Source organism: Malikia spinosa (assembly GCF_002980625.1).
GTDB classification, from domain to species: domain Bacteria; phylum Pseudomonadota; class Gammaproteobacteria; order Burkholderiales; family Burkholderiaceae_C; genus Malikia; species Malikia spinosa.
The window spans coordinates 1-23991 of the sequence record NZ_PVLR01000044.1 but is presented as its reverse complement, the minus strand read 5'-3'; the positions used below and the strand labels follow the sequence as shown (position 1 = coordinate 23991).

Sequence of the window (23991 nt, the reverse complement as noted above, 5' to 3'; positions counted from 1 at the left end):
GGCTATGAACTCAGATAGGATGAATCAAAAAACAAGAAAGGACCATCATCGTGCCGTCATCCAGAATGATCCATGAGCCGTCAGGCTGACTTCCGTCAGCTGTTCGACGTCCAGCCGGTGCCCACCTGGCTGCTCGACGACAGTGGCCGCACCTTGATGATCAACGCCCAGGCGCGGGTGTTGCTGGGTGGCATCGATCCCCAGGTCGACCTGAAGGCCGATGTGCCGACCGACCCCTGGCAGCTGCTCAGCATCCTGTCGCCACCGGCCCGTACCCGCTTGCGTACCGCCCTGGCCGACATCGGCAGCCAGGCCCCGATCCGGCTCGATGACCTGTGGCTCGAAGGGCCCGATCACAGCCGGCTGCGCCTCGATGCGCTGATCCGGCGCTTCGACCTGGACCCGCGCAGCGGCCATCGCAGCCATGGCGGCCAGCGCGTGCTGCTGCAACTGATCGAGCGCCAGGTCCAGGCGGGCGCCGGCCCGCAACCGTCCAGCTGGGACGGGCCGCGCGATCCTTGTGATCCGCACGATCCGCATGACTCGCGCGACCCGCTGATGAGCGAAACCGTCTTCCTCAACAGCAACGACGCCATCGTCGTCACCGACGCGCTGGGCCGGCTGCGCCGCGTCAACCCGGCCTTCGAACGCCTGACCGGGTTTTCCGTTGGCGGGTGGCAGCACCGTTTCACCGAGCTGCTGCAGCCGGGCCGCCCGGGCACCGGCGAGCTCGAGGCCGAAATCCTCGACGCCATCCGCCAGCAGGGCCGCTGGAGCGGCGAGGCGCTGCTGCGCACCGCGGACGCTGGCGAACGCATGGTGCGGCTGAGCCTGACCGCGCTGGCCGATGCCGACGGCTGCGCCCAGGGCTACATGGCCATCATCGGCGACCTGACCGAGTCGCGCCGCGCCAGCGACGAGATCCTGCGCCTGGCCACCACCGACAGCCTGACCGGACTGCCCAACCGCGCGCTGTTCAATGACCGGCTCAACCAGTCGGTGCTGCTGGCGCAGCGCGAGCAGCAGACCTTCGCGCTGCTGTTTGCCGATCTCGACCACTTCAAGGAGGTCAACGACACCCTGGGCCATGCCGTCGGCGACCAGCTGCTGATCGTGATCGCGCATCGCCTGCGCGATGCCGTGCGCGACATGGACACGGTCGCGCGCCTGGGCGGCGACGAATTCGTCATGCTGCTGCCCAACATCAGCCGCGCCCACGCGCTCGACCTGGCCGAACGCCTGGTGCTCCAGCTCAACGAACCCATGACGCTCGAGGGCATGCCCGACTACCGGGCCCAGGTCTCGGTCGGGCTGGTCATGTTTCCTGACGACGGCGAAAGCGCCGAAGCCCTGCTGCGCCATGCCGACCAGGCCATGTACGCCGCCAAGCGGGCCGGACGCAACCAGCTCCAGGCCTATACGCCAGAGCTCGGCCAGAGCATGCGCCAGACCTTCAGCCAGCACCAGGAATTGCGCGCGGCAATCGATCAAGGCCAGCTCGAGGTCCACTGGCAGCCCAAGTTCCGGCTGTCCGATATGGCCGTGACCGGCGTCGAGGCCCTGCTGCGCTGGCGCCATCCCAGGCTGGGCCTGTTGTGCTGCTGCGACTTCCTGCGCGTGGCCGAACAGCACCAGTTGCTCGGCACGATCGATACCTGGGTCCTGCGCACCACCTTGCAGCAAGTGGCGGCCTGGGCCCGCCAGGGCCGTTGGCCCGGTGACTGGAAGCTGGCGCTCAACCAGAGCGCCTCCGACCTGCAGCAGCCGCACTGGTTCGATCAGCTGCGGCAACTGCTCGACCAGCTGGCGCTGAACCCAGCCTGGCTCGAAATCGAGCTGGCCGAGCCGGCCTGGTCACGGCCCACGCCCGAGCTGCTCGAGCGCCTGCGCCAGTTCCGCGAGCTCGGCGTCTCGCTGCTGATCGATGACTTTGGCACCGGCTATGCCAGCCTGTCCTACCTGCGCCAGCTGCCGGTCAGTGGCGTCAAGATCGATGCCTGCTTCGTACAGGGCATGGAGCAGCACGAGAGCGACCGCGTGCTGGTCGAGATCCTGTGCCAGCTGGTGCGCCGTCTCGGACTCGGCCTGCTGGCCGAAGGCATAGAAACCGAGGCCCAGCGCCAGCTGCTGCTGCAGATGGGTTGCCCGTATGGACAGGGCTACCTGCTCAGCGCGGCGCTGCCGGTGGACGAATTCGAAAGCCGTTTCCTGCCGCCAGCCTGATGGACAGGCCGGCGTCAGCTGCCAGCCTGTGCGCCAGCGCTTTCAGTCGCTGGCGCTCCATTCGTTCATGAGCCGGAATCCCACCGCCAGCAGCGCCGGGCCCAGGAAGGCGCCGATCACGCCAAAGGCCAGCACCCCGCCCAGCACGCCCAGGAACACGACCGCGAACGGCAGCTTGGCACCGCGGCTGATGATGAAGGGCTTGATGAAGTTGTCGACCGTGCTGACGACGAAAAAGCCCCAGCTGGCCATGAAGACGGCCCACATCGGATCGCCCTGCTGGAACAGCCAGAAAGCGGCACCGCCCCAGACCAGCGGCGGGCCGATCGGCACCACCGACAGCAGGAAGGTCGCCGCGCCCAGCAGCACCGCGCCCGGCACGCCGGCAATCGCCAGCCCGATCGACGCCAGCACCCCTTGCGCCAGCGCCGTGCCCAGCACGCCGTAGATCACGCCGCTGACCGTGCCGCGCGTGAGTTCGAGCAGGTAGACCGCCCGCGCGCCGCTGAGCCGCTCAAGCGCAAACAGCACCCGCCGCGCCAGCGCCTCGCCGTGCAGGTAGAGGAAGAAGGCCAGGAACACCGACAGCGCGACATCGATCACCCCGCGCCCGGCCAGCCGGCCCGCGCCGAGCGCGAAATCCTGCGCCGGCTCGGCCAGCTTGGTCAATTCCTCGATCAGCCGGTCGCCGTTGTGCGCGAACTGCAGCCAGTAATTCAGCAGCGCGCCACCCACCAGCGGCAGCCGCGCCAGCCAGCTCGGCGCATCGGGCAGGCCCTCGCGCACCAGCTCGCCGATCGAACGGCCGAGCTCGGCGATGTTGTCCGACAACGCTACCGACAGCGTGACCACCGGCATCAGCACCACCACCGTCACCAGTAGCGTCATCAGGCTGGCCGACAGCGCGCGCCTGCCGCCCAGCAGCCGGTCGAGCCGGTAGAACGCGCCCCAGCTGCTCGAAACCAGGATGGCAGCCCAGGCCAGCGAGGTCAGGAAAGGCCAGAGCACAAACAGGCAGCCGATCCCGAGCAGGGTCAGCGACAGGACGGCCAGGACGCGGTCAGCGATACGAGGAGACATCATTGCCTTTAATCTAGCATGGTCTTGGCGCCCTCGAAGCGGGCCGCGTAGTAGCGGTCGCTGAGCCGGTCCATGCGTACGCCGCTGCGCTCGTTGGCCGCATGCACGAACTTGCCCTGGCCCACGTAGACCCCGACATGCGAGTTCGGCTGACCCAGGGTGTTGAAGAACAGCAGGTCGCCGGCCTGCAGCGCGCCAGCCTGCACCGGACGCGACTGGCGCGACAGCGCGGCTGCATTGCCGTTCAGGTCCAGCCCGGCCGCCTCGCGAAACACATGCACCACCAGGCCCGAGCAATCGAAGCCGGTCGCCGGTCCACGGCCGCCCCAGCGGTAACCCTGGTCCAGCAGCGACATCGCGTACAGCGCCACGTCGCGTCCGCGCTCGACCGCCTGCTCCGAGCGCTGCGCCACCGGCCGGGCCTGGGACGTGGGCGGCTTCGTCGTGCCGCAGCCCTGCAGCAGCAGCGCCAGCCCGAGCGCGCTGGCCAGGCCAGCCCAGCCGCGCGGGTTCGGGGTCGGAAAATCAATCGGTTTCATGGTCGAGTCGAGTCGGGCAGCCAGGGATCAGCCGATTTTGCGGTGCCCGGCTCGATCCGGTCAATTGCCGCTCATCGGTGGGACAAGCGCGACAGCTGTCACACAGGTGCAACGCTGCCGCTAGAATCATTTTCATGCCCTCCACACCCAAGAATCCTGACCACAAGCCCCCCGTGCCCTCCGATGGGGCCGCGGTGGTGCTCGAACGCCAGACCCAGCGCGTCGAGCCGCCCAAGATGTACCAGGTCGTGCTGCTCAACGACGACTTCACGCCGATGGAATTCGTCGTGCTGGTGCTGCAGGAGTACTTCAACAAGGACCGCGAAACCGCGACCCAGATCATGCTGCGCATCCACCTCGAAGGGCGCGGCGTCTGCGGCGTCTTCACCCACGATCTGGCCACGACCAAGGTTGAACAGGTGCTGCAGGCCGCCCGTCACAACGGCCATCCCCTGCAATGTCTGGCAGAACCCGTTGAATAAGGCGGGTCAAGCCCCCAAGTGTCGCAACATCCGCTTGCAAAACGCGATAAATTAGAGACACGTTTAAAGGAAGTGCCACATGATTGCCCAGGAACTTGAAGTCAGTTTGCACATGGCCTTCGTCGAGGCGAGGCAGCAAAGGCACGAATTCATCACGGTCGAGCACCTGCTGCTGGCCCTGCTCGACAACCCCAGCGCCGCCGAAGTGTTGCGCGCCTGCTCGGCCCAGATCGACGACCTGCGCCAGGCCCTGACCACCTTCATCAAGGACAACACGCCCCAGGTTGCCGGCACCGATGAAGTCGATACCCAGCCCACGCTGGGCTTCCAGCGCGTGATCCAGCGCGCCATCATGCATGTCCAGTCGACCGGCAACGGCAAGAAGGAAGTCACCGGCGCCAACGTGCTGGTCGCGATCTTCGGCGAGAAGGACTCGCACGCGGTCTACTACCTGCACCAGCAGGGCGTCACGCGCCTGGATGTCGTCAACTTCATCGCGCACGGCATCAAGAAAAGCGAAACCCCCGACCAGGGCAGCAAGCCGGCCGAGGGCGGCGCTGCCGCTGACAACGAGGAGCAGGCTGGCGAAGCCAAGAGCAACGAGAAAGCCAGCCCGCTTGAGCAGTTCACGCTCAACCTGAACCAGGCGGCCAAGGACGGCAAGATCGATCCGCTGATCGGGCGCGAGCAAGAGGTCGAGCGCGTGATCCAGATCCTGTGCCGCCGGCGCAAGAACAACCCGCTGCTGGTCGGCGAGGCCGGCGTCGGCAAGACCGCGATCGCCGAGGGCCTGGCCTGGCGCATCGTCCAGAAGGACGTGCCCGAGGTGCTGGCCGAGGCCACCGTCTACTCGCTCGACATGGGCGCGCTGCTGGCCGGCACCAAGTACCGCGGCGACTTCGAGCAGCGCTTGAAGGGCGTGCTCAAGACGCTCAAGGACAAGCCCAACGCGGTGCTGTTCATCGACGAGATCCACACCCTGATCGGCGCTGGCGCTGCCTCGGGCGGCACGCTCGATGCGTCCAACCTGCTCAAACCCGCGCTTTCGAGCGGGGCGCTCAAGTGCATCGGTGCGACCACCTTCACCGAGTACCGCGGCATCTTCGAGAAGGACGCCGCGCTGAGCCGCCGCTTCCAGAAGGTCGACGTGGTCGAGCCGACCGTGGCGCAGACGATCGACATCCTGAAGGGCCTCAAGAGCCGCTTCGAGGAGCACCACAACGTCAAGTACGCCGCCGCCGCGCTGCAGGCCGCGGCCGAACTCAGCGCCAAGTACATCAGCGACCGCCATCTGCCCGACAAGGCGATCGACGTGATCGACGAGGCTGGCGCTGCCCAGCGCATCATGGTGCCGTCCAAGCGCAAGAAGATCATCGGCAAGGGCGAGATCGAGGACATCGTGGCCAAGATCGCCCGCATCCCGCCCGCCAACGTCTCGAGCGACGACCGCAGCAAGCTCGCCACGCTCGAGCGCGACCTCAAGTCGGTCGTGTTCGGCCAGGACAAGGCGCTCGAAGCGCTGTCGTCTGCCGTCAAGATGTCGCGCGCCGGCCTGGGCAAGGTCGACAAGCCGATCGGCAGCTTCCTGTTCTCGGGCCCGACCGGCGTCGGCAAGACCGAGGCCGCCAAGCAGCTGGCCTATATCCTGGGCATCGAGCTGATCCGCTTTGACATGTCCGAGTACATGGAGCAGCATGCAGTCAGCCGCCTGATCGGCGCGCCGCCGGGCTATGTCGGCTTCGACCAGGGCGGCCTGCTGACCGAGGCCATCACCAAGAAGCCGCATTGCGTGCTGCTGCTCGACGAGATCGAGAAGGCGCACCCGGCGATCTTCAACGTGCTGCTGCAGGTGATGGACCACGGCACGCTGACCGACAACAACGGACGCAAGGCCGACTTCCGCAACGTCATCATCGTCATGACGACCAACGCGGGCGCCGAGACCATGAACAAGGCCGCGATCGGCTTCACCAATCCGCGCCAGGCCGGCGACGAGATGGCCGACATCAAGCGCCTGTTCACGCCCGAGTTCCGCAACCGCCTCGACGCCATCGTCAGCTTCAAGCCGCTTGACGAGCAGATTATCCTGCGCGTGGTCGACAAGTTCCTGCTCCAGCTCGAGCACCAATTGGCCGAGAAGAAGGTCGAGGTCGCCTTCACCGACGCGCTGCGCCAGCACCTGGCCAAGAAGGGCTTCGATCCGCTGATGGGCGCACGCCCGATGCAGCGCCTGATCCAGGACCTGATCCGCCGCGCGCTGGCCGACGAACTGCTGTTCGGTCGCCTGGCCGACGGCGGCCGCCTGACGGTGGACATCGATGCCGCAGTGACCGATCGCTCCGAGGTCAAGCTCGACATCCAGCCGCTGCCCAAGAAGGAAAAGCACGTCAAGGCCGAGCCCGAGGAAGCCGCAGCCGCCGACTGATCCGGTGGTGCGCCCCTTGCGGGCTTTACAGAAAAAACCTGCCAGTTGGCAGGTTTTTTCTTGGGCTGGTCACGTCATGTGACTGAACCCCACCCGCCATCCTGTCCTGGCCATGATCCGGCTTTCACATCGGTTCTAATACGTTCACGATGAGCGCAACTACCTTCCTCTGGCTCGACTACGAGACCTTCGGCATCAGCCCGCGGCGCGACCGGCCGGCCCAGTTCGCGGCCATCCGCACCGACGCCGCACTCAACGAGATCGGCGAGCCGCTGATGCTCTACTGCCGCCCGGCGCCCGACTACCTGCCGTCGCCCGAGAGCTGCCTGATCACCGGCATCACGCCCCAGGTTTGCCTGGAAAAAGGCCTGCCCGAGCATGAATTCGCCGCCCGGCTCGAGGCCGAGCTGGCCCGGCCCGGCACTGTCGGCGTCGGCTACAACTCGATCCGCTTCGACGACGAATTCACCCGCTTCCTGTTCTGGCGCAACCTGATCGACCCCTACGCGCGCGAGTGGCAAAACCAGTGCGGCCGCTGGGACCTGATGGACGTGCTGCGCCTGTGTCATGCCTTGCGCCCCGAAGGCATCGCCTGGCCGAAGAAGCCCGACGGCCGGCCCAGCTTCAAGCTCGAGGACCTGACGCGCGCCAACGGCATCGCGCACGAGGCCGCGCACGACGCACTGTCCGATGTGCGTGCCACCCTGGCGCTGGCGCGTCTGCTGCGCGACCGGCAGCCGCGTCTGTTCGAGTTCGCGCTGGGCTTGCGCAACAAGAAGCGCGTGCTCGACGAACTCGGCCTGCCGGCGCTGCCGGCCGAGGCCAAGCCCTTCCTGCATGTCTCGGGCATGTTCTCGCCCGAGCGCGGCTGCCTGGCGCTGATGTGGCCGCTCGCGATGCACCCGAACAACCGCAACGAACTGCTGGCCTGGGACCTGGCGCAGGACCCGCGCGTCCTGCTCGAGCTCAGCGCGGCGCAGCTCCGGGAGCGCCTGTTCACGCCCCAGGACCAGCTGCCTGAAGGCGTGCGCCGGCTGCCGCTCAAGAGCGTGCATCTGAACCAGTCGCCGATGGTGGTGGCCAATCTGCGCACCCTCAAGCCTGAGCTGGCCGCCAAGTGGGGCATCGACCTCGAGCGCTCGCTGCAGCATGCCGAGCTCGCGCGCGCCATGCCCGACCTCAGCGGGCGCTGGAGCGAGGTGTTTGCCCGGCCCGAATCGACCAGTCCGGTTGATGTCGACCAGGACCTCTACGGTAGTTTTCTGAGCGACGCCGACCGCAGCCGGCTGACCCGTTTGCGCGGCTGCGACCCGGCCGACCCGGCCTGGCGCGAGGCCGGCTTCGACGACCCGCGCCTGCCCGAACTCGTGTTCCGCTACCGGGCGCGCAACTTCCCCGCCACGCTCACGCCCGAGGAAGTCCAGCGCTGGCAGGTCCATTGCCAGGCCCGGCTGCTGCACGGCGAGGGTGGGGCGCTCAGCACCGAGGCGCTGCTCGCGCGGCTGGACCAGCTGCAGGAGCAAGCCGCCGAGCGCGAGGACGAGCGCGCCGAAGCCATCCTGTCCGAGCTCTACGACTACGCCGACGCCATCACGCCCGAGGCCTGAAGCACAGATTCCCCGCCGCCCAGGCTAGTCATTGGCCCGGCGCCAAAAGTACAATGCGCGGTTACGTACAGCATTTCCATTACACGAGGTTTTCATGGCAGGGCATTCCAAGTGGGCCAACATCCAGCACCGCAAGGGGCGGCAGGATGAAAAACGCGGCAAGATCTGGACGCGCATCATTCGCGAAATCACGGTCGCCGCGCGCGCCGGTGGCTCCGATCTGAGCGCCAACCCGCGCCTGCGCCTGGCGGTCGACAAGGCCAAGGCCGCCAACATGCCCGCCGACCGTGTCAAGTACAACATCGACAAGGCCTCGGGCGCACTCGAAGGCATCCAGTACGAGGAAATCCGCTACGAAGGCTACGGCATCGGCGGCGCGGCCATCATCGTCGACACCATGACCGACAACCGCGTGCGCACCGTGGCCGAAGTGCGCCACGCCTTCTCCAAGCATGGCGGCAACCTCGGCACCGAAGGCTCGGTGGCGTTCCAGTTCCGGCATTGCGGCCAGCTGATCTTCGCGCCCGGCAGCTCCGAGGACCAGATCATGGAAATCGCGCTCGAAGCCGGCGCCGATGACGTGATCACCGACGATGAAGGCGCGGTCGAGGTGCTGACCGCGCCGACCGAATTCGAAGCGGTCAAGAACGCGCTCGAAGCCGCCGGCCTGACGCCCGAACTGGCCGAAGTCACCATGCGCGCCGACAACCAGATCGCGCTCGCTGGCGATGACGCCGCCCGCATGCAAAAGCTGCTCGACGCGATCGAAGATCTCGACGACGTGCAGAACGTGTTCCATAACGCAGAAATCAACGAAGAATGAGCGCGAACAACAAGATGAAGGTATTGGTCATCGGTGGCGGTGGGCGCGAGCACGCGCTGGCTTGGAAGCTCAAACAATCCGCACGCGTCGAGCAGGTCTTTGTCGCGCCCGGCAACGGCGGCACCGCGCTCGATGCCGGCCTGACCAACCTGGCCGTGACTGACGTCGTCGCGCTGCGCGAATGGGCGCAGGCCAACGGCATCGCGCTGACCGTGGTCGGCCCCGAGGCTCCGCTGGCCGCTGGCGTGGTCGACGAATTCCGCGCCCATGGCCTGCGCATCTTCGGCCCGACCCAGGCCGCCGCGCAGTTGGAGAGCTCCAAGGCCTTCTCCAAGGCCTTCATGCAGCGCCACGGTATCCCGACCGCCGCCTACGAAACCTTCAGCGACCCGGTCCAGGCCCATGCTTATGTCGATCAGGTCGGCGCGCCGATCGTGGTCAAGGCCGACGGCCTGGCCGCTGGCAAAGGCGTGGTCGTGGCCATGAGCCTGGCCGAGGCGCACGAGGCGATCGACTTCATGCTGGTCGACAACACCCTGGGCGTGACGCACAACCAGGGCGGCGCCCGGGTTGTGATCGAATCCTTCCTGCAGGGCGAGGAAGCCAGCTTCATCGTGCTGTGCGATGGCAAGAATGTGACCGCGCTGGCCACCAGCCAGGACCACAAGCGCCTGCTCGACGCCGACCAAGGCCCCAACACCGGTGGCATGGGCGCCTATTCGCCGGCTCCGGTCGTGACGCCCGAAGTGCACCAGCGCGCGATGGACCAGATCATCCTGCCGACCATCCGCGGCATGGAAGCCGACGGCATCCCGTTCACCGGCTTCCTCTACGCCGGCCTCATGATCGCGCCCGACGGCTCGGTCAAGACGCTCGAGTTCAACTGCCGCATGGGCGACCCCGAGACCCAGCCGATCATGATGCGCCTGCAGTCCGACCTGGCCGAAGTGCTGCTGGCCGGTACCGAACAGCGCCTGGACCAGATCAGCCTGGAATGGGACGAACGCTGTGCGCTCGGCGTGGTGCTGGCGGCTGCCGGCTACCCGATGAGCCCGCGCAAGGGCGACGTCATCAGCGCGCTTCCCGTAGACCGCGACGACGCCGTGGTCTTCCACGCCGGCACCACCATGCAGGACGGCCAGGTCGTGACCTCGGGCGGGCGCGTGCTGTGCGCGACCGCGCTCGGGCAGGGCGTGGCCGATGCGCAGCGCCGCGCCTACGAGCTGGTCGCGGGCGTGGCCTTCGACGGCATGCAGTTCCGCCGCGACATCGGCTACCGGGCCATCGAAAAATGAGCCAGTCGCAGGCGCAGATCATGCGTGACTACCTGCTCGGCTTGCAGCAGCGCATCACCTGGGCGATTGCCGAGATCGACGGCAAGGCCTTCCAGTCCGACGGCTGGGAAAAAGCCCCGGGCGAGCCGCTGCAGGGCAATGGCGTGACGCAGATCCTCGAAGGCGGCAACGTCTTCGAGCGCGCCGGCTGCGGCTTTTCCCATGTGTCGGGCGCCAGCCTGCCGCCTTCGGCGACCCAGCACCGGCCCGAGCTGGCCGGCGCGCCGTTCGAGGCCATGGGCGTGTCGCTGGTGTTCCACCCGCGCAACCCCTATGTGCCGATCGTGCACATGAACGTGCGCATGATCAGCGCCACCCCGGCGGGTGGCGGCGAGCCGGTTGCCTGGTTCGGCGGCGGCATGGACCTCACACCCTGCTACGGCTTCGAGGAAGACGCGGTCCATTTCCACCGCACCTGCAAGCAGGCGCTATCGCCCTATGGCGACGACAAGTACCCGCGCTTCAAGGCCTGGTGCGATGACTATTTCTTCCTCAAGCACCGCAACGAGCAGCGTGGCATTGGCGGCGTGTTCTTCGACGACTTCTCCGAGCTCGGCTTCGAGGGCGGCGCGGCCATGACGCGCGCGGTCGGCGACGCCTTCCTGCACGCCTACCTGCCGATCGTCGAGCGGCGCAAGGGACTCGAATACGGCGAGCGCGAACGCCAGTTCCAGCTCTACCGGCGCGGGCGCTATGTCGAATTCAACCTGGTCTGGGACCGGGGCACCCATTTCGGCCTGCAGTCGGGCGGTCGCACCGAATCGATCCTGCTGTCGATGCCGCCGCTGGTGCGCTGGTCCTACCAGGAACAACCCGCCGCCGGCAGCCCCGAAGCGCGCCTGTACCGCGACTTCCTGCCGCGCCGGGACTGGGTGTGAGCGACTTGACCGCACCCAGCCCGCAGCGGCCCCAGGGCGCCGGCCTGCGCATCGGCATGTTCGGTGGCGCCTTCGACCCGCCGCACTGGGCGCATCGCAACCTGGCCGAAACCGCCTTGAAGCAGCTCGGGCTCGACCAGTTGCATATCCTGCCGACCGGCCAGGCCTGGCACAAGACCCGGGTCCTGATCCCGGCCGAACACCGCGTCGCCATGTGCGAACGCGCCTTCGCCGGACTGCCTCGTGTCTTGGTCGATCAGCGCGAAATCCGGCGCGACGGACCCTCCTATACCGCCGACACCTTGCGCGAACTGGCAGCCGAATATCCGGGGGCGCAGATCTTCCTGGTGCTCGGTGCCGACCAGCTACTTGCATTCAAGACTTGGGTTCGCTGGCAGGAAGTGTTACAGTGCGCGACCCTGGCGGTGGCCAACCGGGGCGTCAATATCGGCGCCGAGGCCGTCTCCGACAGCCAGGTCGAGCAGGATTTGAGCGGGGTGGATATTCCCTTTACCCGGCTCGACATGCCGTTGCACAATCTGAGCGCCACCGCAGTGCGCGCGCAGGTGCAAGGCAAGAGCCGCCGCTATCCCGACCTGGACGTGCTGGTGCCCGAGGGCGTCGCGCGCTATATTTCCGAACATCACTTATACCGACACGCTACATGAGCGAAACCGCCGACAAGAAAAAGATCCAGAAACTCCAGCGCGCCATCGTCGACGGCCTCGAGGACGTCAAGGCACTGGACATCCAGGTCTTCAACACCGAGGGCCTGTCGCCGCTGTTCGAGCGCGTGATCGTGGCCAGCGGCAGCACCAACCGCCAGACCCGCGCGCTCGCCGCCAGCGTACGCGACGCCGTGCGTGAAGCCGGCTTCGAGAAGCCGCGCACCGAAGGCGAAGAAAACGGCGAATGGATCATCGTCGACTGCGGCCAGGCCGTGGTCCACGTGATGCAGCCGACCATCCGCCAGTACTACCGCCTCGAAGACCTGTGGGGCGATGTGCCGGTGCGCCTGAAGAGCAACGAAGCCCGCGGTAAGGCCGCGCGCGCCGCTGCCGAGAAGTCCAACGCCGCCTCGGCACGCAAGGCCGGCATCAAGCCGGGTGCTGCTGCCGTCGAGGCCGAAGCCGTCTCGCCGGCTGCTGCCGCCAAGAAGGCGACCCGCGCCGCACGCAAGTCCGCCGACAGCGTCGCCACCACGGCCGCCGAGGAGCCCAAGAAGGCTCCGGTGCGCAAGGCCGCCAAGACGGTCAAGACCGGTGGCGGTTCGGCCGTGCCGTCCGCCAAGAAGGCACCGGCCCGCAAGGCCGCTGCCAAGAAGGTCCAGGTCGTCAAGATCGGCGCGCCGGTCAAGAAGCCTGTGCCTAAGCGCGCGGCCGCTCCCAAGAAGGCATGAAGGTCGTGATCGTCGCGGTCGGGCAGCGCATGCCCGACTGGGCGCAAACCGCCTACGACGATTTCGCCAAGCGCTTTCCGCCCGACTGCCGGGTCGAGATCAAGACCGTCAAGACCGAGCCGCGCGGCTCCAAGACGCTCGAGACCCTCTACGCGGCCGAGCGCGCGCGCATCGAGGCCGCGATCCCGAAGGGCGCGCGCATCGTCGTGCTCGACGAGCGCGGCAGCCAGCTGACCACGGTCGCACTGGCGCGCCAGCTCAAAAGCTGGCAGCTCGAGGGCGACGATGTCGCACTCGTGATCGGCGGGCCCGACGGGCTCGAACCCGAATTCAAGGCCAAGGCCCAGATGCGCATCCGCCTGTCCGACATGACCTTGCCGCATGCCTTCGCGCGCGTGCTGCTGATCGAGCAGCTCTACCGCGCCTGGTCGATCAACGCCAACCACCCGTATCACCGCGAATGAGCACCGAAGCGCCCTGGCTCTATCTCGCCTCCCAGAGCCCGCGCCGGCGCCAGCTGCTCGAGCAGTGGGGCCTGCGCTGCGAACTGCTGCTGCCCGACCCGCACGAGGACGCCGAAGGCCTCGAAGTCGTGCGCCCGAACGAAGCCCCTGCCACCTACGTCAAGCGCGTGACCCGGCTCAAGCTCGAGCATGCCGTTGCGCGGTTGCAGCGGCGCGGCCTGCCCGACGGCCCGGTCTTGTGCGCCGACACCACGGTCGCGCTGGGTCGCCAGATCCTGGGCAAGCCCGACTCGCCTGAACATGCCGCGCAGATCCTGCGCCTGCTCTCGGGCCAGCGCCATCAGGTGCTGACCGCGGTCGCGCTGGCGCACCAGGGCCAGGTCCACCAGGCCCTGAGTCGTTCCACGGTGCAGTTCTCGTCGCTGACCGAAGCGCAGATCGCGCACTATGTCGCCAGCGGCGAACCGATGGGCAAGGCCGGTGCCTACGGCATCCAGGGCCTGGCCGGCCTGCTGATTGCCCGCATCAGCGGCAGCTATACCGGCATCATGGGATTGCCGGCATTCGAGTCGGCCCAGCTGCTGGCTGCCGCCGGCCTGGCAATCATCTAAGAGGCGCATCCCCGATGGCACAGGACATACTCATCAACTGGTCGCCGCAGGAGACCCGCGTTGCCGTGGTCGAGCAGGGCGCGGTGCAGGACGTGCTGGTCGAGCGCACGCTCGAGCGCGGCCTGGTCGGCAATGTCTACCTCGGCAAGGTCTCGCGCGTGCTGCCCGGCATGCAGTCGGCCTTCATCGACATCGGCCTGGATCGCGCCGCCTTCCTGCATGTGGCCGACCTGATGCCCAACATCAACGCGCGCCACGCCGCCGGCAAGGACAAGCCGGCTGCCAACGCCTCGGCCAGCGCGGGCGCCGCCTTGCCGGGGGCCGATGCCGCGCTGCCGATCGAGCGCCAGATCTTCGAAGGCCAGTCGCTGATGGTGCAGGTGCTGAAAGACCCGATCGGGACCAAGGGCGCGCGCCTGACGGCACAGATCAGCATCGCCGGCCGGCTGCTGGTGTTCCTGCCGCAGGATAAGCATATCGGCGTGTCGCAGAAGATCCCGTTTGCCCAGCGCGAGTCGTTGCGCCAGCGCCTGGTCGCGCTGACCGAGGAGGGCGGTGGCGGCTTCATCCTGCGCACCAATGCCGAGGACACCTCGGACGAGGAACTGGCCGAGGACATCGCCTACCTGCGCAAGACCTGGGCCCATATCAGGAACGGCGCTACCCGACTGCCGCCGGCCTCGCTGCTGTACCAGGACCTGACCCTGCTGCAGCGCGTGCTGCGCGACCTGGCCGGTGCCCAGACCCAGGCTATCCGGGTCGACTCGCGCGAGCAGTTCGCCCAGCTCGAATCCTTTGCGCGCGAATACATGCCCAGCACCCAGGACCGGCTGCAGCTCTACACCGGCGAGCGCCCGATCTTCGACCTGCATAACGTCGACGAGGACATCGCGCGCGCGCTGAGCCGCCGCGTCGAACTCAAGTCGGGCGGCTACCTCGTGATCGACCAGACCGAGGCGCTGACCACGGTCGACGTCAACACCGGCGGCTATGTCGGGGCACGAAACTTCGACGACACCGTGTTCCGTACCAACCTCGAAGCGGCGCAGGCGATCGCGCGCCAGCTGCGGCTGCGCAACCTGGGCGGCATCATCATCGTCGACTTCATCGACATGGTGCGCGATGACCACCGCGAAGCCGTGCTGAGCGAATTCCGCAAGCAGATCGGGCGCGACCGGGTCAAGACCATGGTCGGCGGCTTCTCGCAACTGGGCCTGGTCGAGATGACGCGCAAGCGCACGCGCGAATCGCTGGCCCAGATGCTGACCGAAACCTGCCCGGCCTGCGAAGGCAAGGGCCGGGTCAAGACCCCACGCAGCGTCTGCTACGACATCCTGCGCGAGATCCTGCGCGAGGCGCGCGCCTTCAACCCGCGTGAATTCCGCATCGTCGCCTCGTCCCAGGTGGTCGAACTGTTCCTCGACGAGGAAAGCGCCCACCTCGCCGGCCTGTCCGACTTCATCGGCAAGCCGATCTCGCTGCAGGCCGAAGGCTCGATGACGCAGGAACAGTACGACATCGTGCTGCTTTGATACCATTCCCCCTCCACCACGCAGTCACCCTCCCAAAAGCCGCAGCATGATGAAGATTTCGGGCCCTGACGACCATTCTCCGGCCTCAGGCCGACGCCGCAGCCTGCTGACCCTGGCCGGTGCCGGCCTGCTCGGCGCTCCGCTCGCCCCCGTCTGGGCCCAGTTCCGGGTCGAAGTCAGCGGCGTCGGCGCCAAGCAGATCCCGGTCGCGATCGCGCCGTTCCAGGGCTCGAGTCCTGCCAACGCCGACGTGCCGGCCATCATCCGTGCCGACCTCGAGCGCAGCGGCGTGTTCCGCCTGATCGCGGCCCAGGGCGGCGCGCTCGACGAGAACTCGCGCCCCGACCTCGGCCCCTGGCGCGAACGCGCCGACGCGCTGCTGACCGGCAGCGTGATCCGGCTCGCCAACGGCCAGTTCGACGTGCGCTTCCGGCTCTGGGACACGCTGAAAGCCCAGGACCTTGGTGGCCTGAGCTTCCCCGTCGCTGCTGCAGACCTGCGCCTGGCCGCGCACAAGGTCGCCGACTATGTCTTTGAGAAGCTCACCGGCGCCAAGGGCGTGTTCTCGACCCGCATCGCCTATGTCTCGAAGAACGGTGCGCGCTACAGCCTCTGGGTGGCGGACGCCGACGGCGAAGGCGCGCAGGCCGCACTGACCAGCAACGAACCGATCATCTCGCCGGCCTGGTCGCCCAGCGGCGCCCAGCTGGCCTATGTCTCGTTCGAGGCGCGCAAGCCCGTGATCTACGTGCACGACATCGCCAACGGGCATCGCCGCCCGGTCGCGACCTGGCGCGGCTCCAACTCGGCGCCGGCCTGGGCCCCCGACGCCAGCCGCATGCTCGCCACGCTGACGCTGTCGGGCAACTCCCAGGTCTACGAAATCAGCCCCAACGGCGGCGGCAACCCGCGCCGCCTGACGCAGACCGGCGGCATCGACACCGAAGCAGTGTTCACCCCCGACGGCGCCAGCATCTACTTCGTCAGCGACCGTGGCGGCTCGCCGCAGATCTACCGCATGCCCGCGCGTGGCGGCAGCGCCGAGCGCGTCACCTTCAACGGCAACTACAACATCTCGCCCGCCATCAGCCCCGACGGCCGCTGGCTGGCCTATATTGCGCGCCTGGGCGGCGCTTTCAAGCTGCAAGTGATGGAACTCAGTAGCGGTAATATCGCATCTGTCACAGATACCAGCGATGATGAGCGACCCACGTTTGCGCCCAACAGCCGCCTGATCATGTACGCCAGCAAAATCGGCGGCCGCGAGGCCCTGCTGACTACCACGCTGGACGGCCAGATCAAGACCCGGCTGGCCAGCGTTCCCGGCGACATCCGTGAGCCGAACTGGGGCCCGTTCCCGCGCTGATCGTCGAGTGCCGATCTTTCCTTCACAACATAACCAATCACCACAAGTCGATGCAAGTCTCCAACGCCTTTGAATCCCAAGCCCGCCGCCTGACCCGTCTGGCTGCAGTCGCCACCCTGAGCGCCGTGCTCGCCGCCTGCGGCTCCAGCGTCAAGCTCGAAGACGCGGCTCCGGTCGCCGACCGCAGCAGCAACGGCCTGGCTGGCAGCAACGGCAGCGCAGGCGCCAACGGCGTCGGCCAGCGCGGCATCTCCGGCGTGCAGGCTGACGCCTTCAAGGCCGGCCAGGCCCCGGCCAATGTCGAGCGCGTGGTCTACTTCGACTTCGACAGCTACGCCGTGCGTCCCGAGTTCAACGGCCTGATCGACGGCCACGCCAAGTTCCTCAACGGCAACAGCCAGCGCCGCGTCAACCTCGAAGGTCACACCGACGAGCGCGGCGGCCGCGAATACAACCTGGCGCTGGGCCAGAAGCGCGCCGAAGCCGTGCGCCGTGCGCTCGCCGTCTCGGGCGTGTCCGACAGCCAACTGGAAGCGGTCAGCTTCGGCAAGGAAAAGCCCGCCGCCCAAGGCAGCGGCGAGGAAGCCTGGGCCCAGAACCGCCGCGTCGAACTGACCTACCGCTGATCCGATGCGCCGCCCGATTCATCACCCCCGACGCTTCCTGCGACTGCCCACCGCTGGCTCCAGCCTGGTGCAACTGGCCTGTGCCGGGCTGCTGGGTCTGGCGGCCTGCCTGCCGGCCCAGGCCGCGCTGTTCGGCGATGACGAGGCGCGCAAGGCCATCCTCGAACTGCGCGCCAAGGTCGACGCGAATCGCCAGTCCGGCGACAGCGCGCTGGCCGAACTGCGCCGCCAGCAAGCCGAACAGAGCGCCAACAGTGGCCGTGTCGTGCTCGAACTGGCGAACCAGCTCGAGGCGCTGCGCACCGAACTGTCCCAGCTGCGCGGCCAGAACGAGCAGCTCGCGCGCGACGTGACCGAACTGCAGCGCCAGCAAAAAAGCACGCTGAACCTGGTCGACGACCGCCTGCGCAGCCTCGAGCCGGTGCGCGTGAGCCAGGACGGAGTCGACTTTACGGTCCTGCCGCGCGAGAAAGCCGAATTCGAAGCCGCCATGTCCGCCTTGCGCGCGGCAGACTTCGACAAGGCCGCCGACCTCTACGGCCAGTTCATGCGCCGCTACCCCGACAGTGGCTACTCGCCCGCCGCGCTCTACTGGCAGGGCAATGCCCGCTACGCTTCGCGCGACTACAAGCCCGCGATCGACAGCTACCGCGCACTGATCGCCAAGGTGCCGAACCACGCGCGCGTGCCCGAAGCCATGCTGGCGATCGCCAACTGCCAGCAGGAGCTGAAAGACGCCAAGGCCGCCAAGCGCACGCTGGAAGAACTGTTCAAGAGCTACCCCAAGTCCGAAGCCGGCATCGCTGCCCGCGACCGACTGGCCCGCATGCAGTGACCGATTTCGACAGTCTTGCCAGTGATAGTGACAGTGAGGGCGACGGCGCTGTCTTCGAGCGTCGTTTCGGTGGCCTGCGCCGCCTCTACGGCAGCGAAGGCGCGCAGCGCATCTTCGACGCTCATGCGATCGTGGTCGGCATCGGCGGCGTCGGCAGCTGGGTCGCTGAAGCCTTCGCGCGCAGCGGGGTCGGGCGCATCACGCTGATCGACCTCGACCATGTCAGCGAATCCAACATCAACCGCCAGCTGCAGGCACTCAGCTCGACCCAGGGCCAGGCCAAGATCGAAGCCATGCGCGATCGCATCGCCCAGATCAACCCGCAGGCCCAGGTCCAGCTGATCGACGACTTCGTCACGCCCGACAACTGGGCCGACTGCCTGCGCCTGGCGGGTGTCAAGCCCGGCGAACGGCTGGCCGTGGTCGATGCCTGCGACCAGGTCAAGGCCAAGACCGCGATGGCGGCCTGGGCCCTGTGCGCGCGCGCGCTGTTCATCAGCGTCGGCGCCGCCGGCGGCAAGCGACTGGCGCATGCGGTCGAAATCGCCGATCTGGCCGAAACCACGCATGACCCGCTGCTGGCGCAACTGCGCTACCGGCTGCGCAAGGCGCATGGCGGCGCACGCCAGGGCAAGATGCAAGTCTCCTGCGTCTTCAGCCGCGAAGCGGTGGCGCCGCCCGACGCGGCCTGCGTGCTGCCGGGCAGCAGCGACGGCACGCTCAACTGCCACGGCTACGGCTCGATGGTCAGCGTCACGGCCAGCTTTGGCCTGTGCGCGGCCGGCTGGGTCATGGACGCCTGGGCGCGCGGGCAGGGCATCTGCAAAAAATTCCCGCCCGAGCCAGAAAACGCTGAAAACCTCGATAGAATATTGGCTTCGGCAAACGGCTAGCCCGCTTGTCAACAGTTTCAGGTGGGGTCGTTAGCTCAGTTGGTAGAGCAGTTGACTTTTAATCAATTGGTCGCAGGTTCGAGTCCCGCACGACCCACCACCCTCTCAAAAGCCCCGTGCATTGCCCGGGGCTTTTGCTTTTTGACCGCTACTCGCGCTAGTATGGCGGTTATGAAACGACTCCTCGCAAGCGCTGTGCTGGCTATGCTGGTGGCCGGCTCCGCTCACGCCGCAGCCCCCGAGCCCGCGCCGCTCAAGACCATCGAGCGGCTGGATCTGGTGCGCTACCTCGGCACCTGGCACGAGATCGCGCGCACGCCCAACTGGTTCCAGCAGAAATGCGCGTCCGACACCCGGGCCGAATACCGGCCCCAGTCCGGCAGCACGGTGCAGGTCATCAACCGCTGCCGCAGCGCCGACGGTACGCTGACCGAAGCCATCGGCGAAGCGCGCCGCGTCGGCGGCCCCGACTCGGCCCGGCTCGAAGTGCGCTTCGCGCCGGCCTGGCTGTCCTGGCTGCCGTTCGTCTGGGGCGACTACTGGGTGGTCGACATCGACCCCGAATACCAACTGGTCGCGGTCAGCGAACCCCAGCGCGAATACCTCTGGGTGCTGGCACGCCAGCCTCAGGTCGATCCGCAGGCCTACAACGCACTGCTGGTCAGGCTCAAGCAGCAGGGCTTCGACCTCAGCAAGCTCGAACGCTCGCCACAGTCAATGCAGTCGGTGCAGCCGTCTCAGCTCGCGCGCTGATAGACCAGCCAGCCGGCAGGCCCGGCCCTTTCGCATAGACTCCTGGGCATGTCAACGCATCACTACCACCTCTACGCGATCGGCAACGCCCTGGTCGATACCGAATACGAAGTCTCCGACGCCCAGCTGCAAGCCATGGGCGTGGGCAAGGGCCAGATGACCCTGATCGACGCCGCCCAGCGCACCGAACTGCTGGCCCAGGTCCACGGCCAGCAGGCACGCCGTACCGGCGGCGGCTCGGCCGGCAACACCGTGGTCGCGCTGGCCCAGCTCGGGGGGCACGCCTTCTACTCCTGCCGCGTCGCCGACGACGAACTCGGCGCCTTCTATGCGCAGGACCTGGCGCACAACGGCGTCGCCACCAATCTCAGCCACACCCGCGCGCCGCACGGCCAGACCGGCAGCTGCCTGGTGCTGGTCACGCCCGACGCCGAGCGCAGCCTGTGCACCTTCCTGGGCGCCACGGCCGAACTCGAAGCCAGCGCGCTGCACCCCAAAGACATCGCCCGCGCGCAGGTCTACTACATGGAAGGCTATCTGGCCGCCTCACCCAGCGGGCTGCAGGCCGCGCTCGAAGGCCGCCGCCTCGCCGCCGAGGCCGGCAAGGCGCTCGCGCTCACCCTCAGCGACGTCAGCATGATCCAGTTCTGCCGCGCCGGCCTCGAAGCCATGGCCAACGGCGGCCTGGACTACCTGTTCTGCAACGAACAGGAAGCCCGCGCCTGGACCGGCCTGCAAGACATCGGCGAAGTCGCCACCGGCATGGCCGCAATGGCCAAGACCGTCTGCATCACGCGCGGCGCCCAAGGCTGTCTGGTGCTGGAAAACGGCACCAGCATTGAAGTGGCAGCACCGACCATCGACCCGGTCGACAGCAACGGCGCTGGTGACATGTTTGCCGGCGCCTTCCTGTACGCCGCCACCCACGGCCACTCGCATGCACAGGCCGCGCTACTGGGCAACCGCTGCGCCGCCGCCGTGGTGGCCCAGCATGGCAATCGGCTCAAGCCGGAGCAGATGCGGGCGTTGCTGGCATAAGAGCCTGGCTCAGTTAGATGTAGACCCTTTGGTCACCTCTCACCCATGCGATCAAACCCGCCGTAGAGGCATCCAGTCCAACAGTGTCGCCGGTGCTCAGTCTCGTTTCCAGATCGCGAGCCAGCGTTTTTCCCAGCTCCACGCCCCATTGGTCGAAGCTGTTGATGCCCCAGACCAAGCCGGCGACGAAGACTCTGTGCTCATACAGGGCTAGCAGAGCTCCCAGGCTGGCGGGGCTAAGCTCTTCCAGCAACAGGACGGTACTGGGACGGTTGCCTGGAAAGTCCTGATGCCCTGCCAGTTGGTCAGCGCTGGCTTGTGCGCCCAGCATCAATGCCTGGGCTTGTCCCAGACCGTTGGCGAGTAGTGCATCGTGGTGACCATCCAGGTCGTGAGCTGGGTGACGTACCAGCAGCAGTTCGGTCGGTACGCGCTGGCTGCCCTGGTGCAGCCACTGGAAGAAGGCGTGCTGACTGTTGCTGCCCACCTCGCCCCAGAGTGCAGCAGTGGTCGGGTAGGACAGGGATTGACCCTGGGTGTCAACGCGTTTGCCGTTACTTTCCATCTCCAGTTGTTGCAGGTAGGCTGGCAGGCGACGCAAGCCGTGGTGGTAGGGCACCACACATCGGCTGGTCAAGCGTAGGAAACTGCTGTTCCAGACGTCGAGCAAGCCAAGCCAGACCGGCAAGTTGGATTGCAAAGGGGCCTGGGCGAAATGTTCGTCCATTTCTGCGGCACCTTGCAGCAATTGCCTGAAACCTTCAGCTCCTATGGCTACAGCCAACGGCAGGCCCACCGCAGACCAGAGCGAGAACCGCCCACCCACGCCCTCAGGCATGTGCAGCGTTTGCATCATGCCCATGGCTGCAGCACGTTCCGGTCTGGAAGTCACAGCGATGAAGTGATTTCCAGGGTCTTGCAAGCCGCCCGCCAGACACCAGTTCCAAGCTGAGCGTGCGTTGCGCAGGGTCTCGGTGGTGGACCAGGACTTGGATGCCACCACAAAGCGTGTGCGAGCCGGTTCAAGCCCTTGCAAGGTCTGGTGCAAGTCATGTCCGTCCAGATTGCTCACTACATGGATGCGTTGACGGCAGGTTTTGAAGGGCTCGAGAGCCTGCAAGGCCATTTCTGGACCCAGGCCTGATCCGCCAATGCCGATATGCACCACGTCATCCAACTCGGTGTCGGAGCGCAGGCGCTCCGCTACTGTCAGCATGTCATGCAGACCTCGGCTCCACTCTGGTTTGGCGGTCTGGTAGTGGTTCATCCGAAGCCACGCGTGCAGGGCGGGGCGGCTTTCCGTCGAGTTGACCACTTCACCTGCCAGCAAGGCCTCACGTTGTGAGTTCAGGTTTTTGGACTCTGCCAGTGAGCACAATTCCGACAGGATGGGGGTATCCCACAGGTTCTTTGACAAATCAGCACACAGGTATGGCGCTTTCAGACTCAATGCGGCAAAGCGTCCAGGCTGATTCGAAAAAGCCTGTCTGAGGTCGAAAGCGTTGGCGTATTCCGTCGCCTTGCGGCTCAACGCTTGCCAGCGTTGGGTGTTCGGATGTTGCATCAGCTCTGCTTTCAGTGTGCCGCTGCGCCTAACTGTGCATCGGGTTTGACGCGCCTTAGCAAGGTCAGCATCTCGGCTTCGATGCGGTGTAGCGCTTCTGGTGTCTGACCCTCGAAGCGCAGCACCAGCACTGGTGTGGTGTTGGACGCGCGGATCAGGCCAAAACCGTCCGGCCAATCCACGCGCAAGCCGTCGATGGTGTTGATCTGTGCCGGTGCGGCGAACTGGCTGGCTGCCAAGGCTTGCAGCTCGGCCGTGAGGCGGTGCGGTTCGCCTTCGGCACAGGCCACGTTGAGCTCGGGCGTGGAAAAACTGGTCGGCAACGCGTTGAGTACCGCGCTAGCGTCAGCGTCACGGCTCACGATCTCCAGCAGACGGCAGCCCGCGTAGGTGCCGTCGTCAAAGCCATACCAACGCTCCTTGAAGAAGATATGACCACTCATCTCGCCGCCCAGCGGGGAGTCGACCTCCTTCATCCTGGCCTTGACCAGGGAATGACCGGTCTTGTACATCAGTGGCACACCACCGGCGGCTTCGATCGCGGGTGCTAGACGCTGGCTGCACTTGACGTCGAACAGAACAGTGCCGCCCGGCACGCGGCTCAGCACATCCTGCGCGAACAACATCATCTGGCGGTCGGGGTAGATGTTCTGCCCGTCCTTGGTTACGATGCCCAGGCGGTCGCCATCGCCATCAAAAGCCAAGCCCAGTTCAGCGTCGCTGGTCTGCAACGCATGGATGACGTCACGCAGGTTTTCGGGTTTGGACGGGTCCGGATGGTGGTTGGGAAATTCGCCATCCACCTCGCTGAATAACTCGATCACCTCGCAGCCAATCGCGCGCAGGATTTCCGGAGCCGAGGCACCCGCAATGCCGTTGCCCGAGTCGACCACGATCTTCATCGGTCGTGCCAGCCGGATGTCGCCGATGATGCGCTCACGGTAAGCGTCGAGTACGTCGACTTCACGCACTGAGCCGCCAGAGCGCAAGTCCCAGGACTCGCCTTCCATCACGCGGCGCAGGGCCTGGATCTCGTCGCCGTAGATAGCGCGTCCTGCCAGCACCATCTTGAAGCCGTTGTAGTCTTTCGGGTTGTGGCTGCCCGTGACCTGGATGCCGCTGCGGCACAGAGTGTTGGCCGCAAAGTACAGCATCGGAGTGGTCACCCGACCCACGTCAATCACCTCGACTCCAGCCGTCATCAGGCCGCGGATCAGCGCCGCCGACAGGGCCGGACCGCTCAAGCGGCCATCCCGGCCCACTGCCACGACAGTCTCGCCCTCGGCACGCGCAAGCGTCCCAAAAGCGCGACCCAGGCCTTCGGCAACAGCTTCGTCCAGTGTGGACGGCACGATGCCACGGATGTCATAGGCCTTGAAGATGGATGGATTGACTATCATTTTTTAAAAGAAAATTTATTGATCGAAAAAAAGCCGTGCGCGGAGGTGGCCGGCACGGCGTGTATCAAGAAAGACGCGCTGTAGATGCTCAGCGGTATCCGTCCGGGTTGCCGCTCTGC

Annotated in this window: 22 protein-coding genes and 1 tRNA gene; 19 read left to right on the top strand and 4 right to left on the bottom strand. The window is 66.6% G+C overall.

Translation table 11 applies throughout. The annotated features are described in order from the left end of the window. The first annotated feature begins 72 nt into the window (after nucleotides 1-72). Nucleotides 73-2223 carry a putative bifunctional diguanylate cyclase/phosphodiesterase gene (locus C6P61_RS14205; RefSeq protein WP_105730588.1) on the top strand — a complete coding sequence of 717 codons (2151 nt, stop codon included), beginning with the start codon at nucleotides 73-75 and terminating at the stop codon, nucleotides 2221-2223. 42 nt (nucleotides 2224-2265) lie between these two features. Here the strand turns inward: C6P61_RS14205 and C6P61_RS14200 are convergent, their stop codons facing one another. Together C6P61_RS14200 and C6P61_RS14195 are read right to left on the bottom strand one after the other, a co-directional pair. After that, nucleotides 2266-3303, bottom strand: coding sequence for an AI-2E family transporter (locus C6P61_RS14200; protein ID WP_105730638.1), 1038 nt, complete (start codon nucleotides 3301-3303; stop codon nucleotides 2266-2268). 8 nt (nucleotides 3304-3311) lie between these two features. Further along, entirely contained in the window at nucleotides 3312-3842 is a 531-nt protein-coding gene (locus C6P61_RS14195) for a C40 family peptidase (protein WP_105730587.1), read from the bottom strand. 134 nt (nucleotides 3843-3976) lie between these two features. On the opposite strand from C6P61_RS14195, the gene clpS reads away from it, so the two are divergent. From clpS to C6P61_RS14105, 18 genes are all read left to right on the top strand, one after another. Beyond that, entirely contained in the window at nucleotides 3977-4324 is a 348-nt protein-coding gene (clpS, locus tag C6P61_RS14190) for an ATP-dependent Clp protease adapter ClpS (RefSeq protein WP_105730586.1), read from the top strand. A gap of 79 nt (nucleotides 4325-4403) precedes the next feature. Continuing rightward, nucleotides 4404-6749: an ATP-dependent Clp protease ATP-binding subunit ClpA gene (gene clpA / locus C6P61_RS14185; protein ID WP_105730585.1), complete on the top strand. Its 2346-nt coding sequence runs from the start codon at nucleotides 4404-4406 to the stop codon at nucleotides 6747-6749. Between the two features lie 149 nt (nucleotides 6750-6898). Beyond that, nucleotides 6899-8356, top strand: coding sequence for an exodeoxyribonuclease I (gene sbcB / locus C6P61_RS14180; RefSeq protein WP_105730584.1), 1458 nt, complete (start codon nucleotides 6899-6901; stop codon nucleotides 8354-8356). Nucleotides 8357-8450: 94 nt separating this feature from the next. After that, on the top strand, nucleotides 8451-9179 hold the full coding sequence (locus tag C6P61_RS14175) for a YebC/PmpR family DNA-binding transcriptional regulator (RefSeq protein ID WP_105730583.1): 729 nt from the start codon (nucleotides 8451-8453) through the stop codon (nucleotides 9177-9179). A gap of 14 nt (nucleotides 9180-9193) precedes the next feature. Beyond that, nucleotides 9194-10474: a phosphoribosylamine--glycine ligase gene (gene purD, locus C6P61_RS14170; protein WP_105730637.1), complete on the top strand. Its 1281-nt coding sequence runs from the start codon at nucleotides 9194-9196 to the stop codon at nucleotides 10472-10474. Continuing rightward, nucleotides 10471-11391 (top strand): oxygen-dependent coproporphyrinogen oxidase, encoded by a 921-nt coding sequence (gene hemF / locus C6P61_RS14165; RefSeq protein WP_105730582.1) that lies wholly within the window; start codon nucleotides 10471-10473, stop codon nucleotides 11389-11391. Before purD ends, hemF begins: the two co-directional genes overlap by 4 nt. After that, the gene (gene nadD / locus C6P61_RS14160) at nucleotides 11388-12059 is read left to right on the top strand and encodes a nicotinate (nicotinamide) nucleotide adenylyltransferase (protein ID WP_244908944.1); all 672 of its coding nucleotides are present in this window, start codon (nucleotides 11388-11390) and stop codon (nucleotides 12057-12059) included. Before hemF ends, nadD begins: the two co-directional genes overlap by 4 nt. Continuing rightward, nucleotides 12041-12790: a ribosome silencing factor gene (rsfS, locus tag C6P61_RS14155; protein ID WP_425319755.1), complete on the top strand. Its 750-nt coding sequence runs from the start codon at nucleotides 12041-12043 to the stop codon at nucleotides 12788-12790. Before nadD ends, rsfS begins: the two co-directional genes overlap by 19 nt. Then, a complete protein-coding gene (gene rlmH, locus C6P61_RS14150) occupies nucleotides 12787-13254 on the top strand; it encodes a 23S rRNA (pseudouridine(1915)-N(3))-methyltransferase RlmH (protein WP_105730580.1) in 468 nt (155 codons plus the stop codon). The genes rsfS and rlmH overlap by 4 nt, the downstream gene beginning before the upstream one ends. Next, entirely contained in the window at nucleotides 13251-13865 is a 615-nt protein-coding gene (locus C6P61_RS14145) for a Maf family protein (RefSeq protein WP_105730579.1), read from the top strand. Before rlmH ends, C6P61_RS14145 begins: the two co-directional genes overlap by 4 nt. Before the next feature lie 14 nt (nucleotides 13866-13879). Beyond that, nucleotides 13880-15397: a ribonuclease G gene (rng, locus tag C6P61_RS14140; RefSeq protein WP_105730578.1), complete on the top strand. Its 1518-nt coding sequence runs from the start codon at nucleotides 13880-13882 to the stop codon at nucleotides 15395-15397. A gap of 46 nt (nucleotides 15398-15443) precedes the next feature. Further along, complete coding sequence (gene tolB / locus C6P61_RS14135) at nucleotides 15444-16763, top strand: Tol-Pal system beta propeller repeat protein TolB (protein WP_244908942.1); 1320 nt, start codon at nucleotides 15444-15446, stop codon at nucleotides 16761-16763. 50 nt (nucleotides 16764-16813) lie between these two features. Then, nucleotides 16814-17389 carry a peptidoglycan-associated lipoprotein Pal gene (gene pal / locus C6P61_RS14130; protein WP_105730576.1) on the top strand — a complete coding sequence of 192 codons (576 nt, stop codon included), beginning with the start codon at nucleotides 16814-16816 and terminating at the stop codon, nucleotides 17387-17389. Nucleotides 17390-17393: 4 nt separating this feature from the next. Further along, on the top strand, nucleotides 17394-18224 hold the full coding sequence (ybgF, locus tag C6P61_RS14125) for a tol-pal system protein YbgF (RefSeq protein WP_105730575.1): 831 nt from the start codon (nucleotides 17394-17396) through the stop codon (nucleotides 18222-18224). Further along, the gene (locus tag C6P61_RS14120; protein ID WP_105730574.1) at nucleotides 18221-19117 is read left to right on the top strand and encodes a tRNA threonylcarbamoyladenosine dehydratase; all 897 of its coding nucleotides are present in this window, start codon (nucleotides 18221-18223) and stop codon (nucleotides 19115-19117) included. The genes ybgF and C6P61_RS14120 overlap by 4 nt, the downstream gene beginning before the upstream one ends. Nucleotides 19118-19141: 24 nt before the next feature. Next, nucleotides 19142-19217, top strand: a tRNA-Lys gene (locus C6P61_RS14115). Between the two features lie 71 nt (nucleotides 19218-19288). Further along, a complete protein-coding gene (locus C6P61_RS14110; protein ID WP_161125719.1) occupies nucleotides 19289-19870 on the top strand; it encodes a lipocalin family protein in 582 nt (193 codons plus the stop codon). Between the two features lie 48 nt (nucleotides 19871-19918). After that, complete coding sequence (locus C6P61_RS14105) at nucleotides 19919-20908, top strand: adenosine kinase (protein ID WP_105730572.1); 990 nt, start codon at nucleotides 19919-19921, stop codon at nucleotides 20906-20908. 13 nt (nucleotides 20909-20921) lie between these two features. Here the strand turns inward: C6P61_RS14105 and pgi are convergent, their stop codons facing one another. Both pgi and C6P61_RS14095 read right to left on the bottom strand, forming a co-directional pair. Further along, nucleotides 20922-22472, bottom strand: coding sequence for a glucose-6-phosphate isomerase (pgi, locus tag C6P61_RS14100; protein WP_105730571.1), 1551 nt, complete (start codon nucleotides 22470-22472; stop codon nucleotides 20922-20924). Between the two features lie 11 nt (nucleotides 22473-22483). After that, entirely contained in the window at nucleotides 22484-23872 is a 1389-nt protein-coding gene (locus tag C6P61_RS14095) for a phosphomannomutase/phosphoglucomutase (protein ID WP_105730570.1), read from the bottom strand. Between the last annotated feature and the right edge of the window lie 119 nt (nucleotides 23873-23991).

Bases quoted from the DNA above. Each gene is read 5' to 3' on its own strand.
- rng (WP_105730578.1), top strand. From the start codon at position 13,880: ATGGCACAGGACATACTCATCAACTGGTCGCCGCAGGAGACCCGCGTT.
- C6P61_RS14175 (WP_105730583.1), top strand. From the start codon at position 8,451: ATGGCAGGGCATTCCAAGTGGGCCAACATCCAGCACCGCAAGGGGCGG.
- pgi (WP_105730571.1), bottom strand. From the start codon at position 22,472: ATGCAACATCCGAACACCCAACGCTGGCAAGCGTTGAGCCGCAAGGCG.
- C6P61_RS14195 (WP_105730587.1), bottom strand. From the start codon at position 3,842: ATGAAACCGATTGATTTTCCGACCCCGAACCCGCGCGGCTGGGCTGGC.
- ybgF (WP_105730575.1), top strand. From the start codon at position 17,394: ATGCGCCGCCCGATTCATCACCCCCGACGCTTCCTGCGACTGCCCACC.
- C6P61_RS14095 (WP_105730570.1), bottom strand. From the start codon at position 23,872: ATGATAGTCAATCCATCCATCTTCAAGGCCTATGACATCCGTGGCATC.
- rlmH (WP_105730580.1), top strand. From the start codon at position 12,787: ATGAAGGTCGTGATCGTCGCGGTCGGGCAGCGCATGCCCGACTGGGCG.
- C6P61_RS14105 (WP_105730572.1), top strand. From the start codon at position 19,919: ATGTCAACGCATCACTACCACCTCTACGCGATCGGCAACGCCCTGGTC.
- hemF (WP_105730582.1), top strand. From the start codon at position 10,471: ATGAGCCAGTCGCAGGCGCAGATCATGCGTGACTACCTGCTCGGCTTG.
- clpA (WP_105730585.1), top strand. From the start codon at position 4,404: ATGATTGCCCAGGAACTTGAAGTCAGTTTGCACATGGCCTTCGTCGAG.
- C6P61_RS14145 (WP_105730579.1), top strand. From the start codon at position 13,251: ATGAGCACCGAAGCGCCCTGGCTCTATCTCGCCTCCCAGAGCCCGCGC.
- pal (WP_105730576.1), top strand. From the start codon at position 16,814: ATGCAAGTCTCCAACGCCTTTGAATCCCAAGCCCGCCGCCTGACCCGT.
- sbcB (WP_105730584.1), top strand. From the start codon at position 6,899: ATGAGCGCAACTACCTTCCTCTGGCTCGACTACGAGACCTTCGGCATC.
- purD (WP_105730637.1), top strand. From the start codon at position 9,194: ATGAAGGTATTGGTCATCGGTGGCGGTGGGCGCGAGCACGCGCTGGCT.
- tolB (WP_244908942.1), top strand. From the start codon at position 15,444: ATGATGAAGATTTCGGGCCCTGACGACCATTCTCCGGCCTCAGGCCGA.
- clpS (WP_105730586.1), top strand. From the start codon at position 3,977: ATGCCCTCCACACCCAAGAATCCTGACCACAAGCCCCCCGTGCCCTCC.
- C6P61_RS14200 (WP_105730638.1), bottom strand. From the start codon at position 3,303: ATGTCTCCTCGTATCGCTGACCGCGTCCTGGCCGTCCTGTCGCTGACC.
- C6P61_RS14110 (WP_161125719.1), top strand. From the start codon at position 19,289: ATGAAACGACTCCTCGCAAGCGCTGTGCTGGCTATGCTGGTGGCCGGC.
- C6P61_RS14205 (WP_105730588.1), top strand. From the start codon at position 73: ATGAGCCGTCAGGCTGACTTCCGTCAGCTGTTCGACGTCCAGCCGGTG.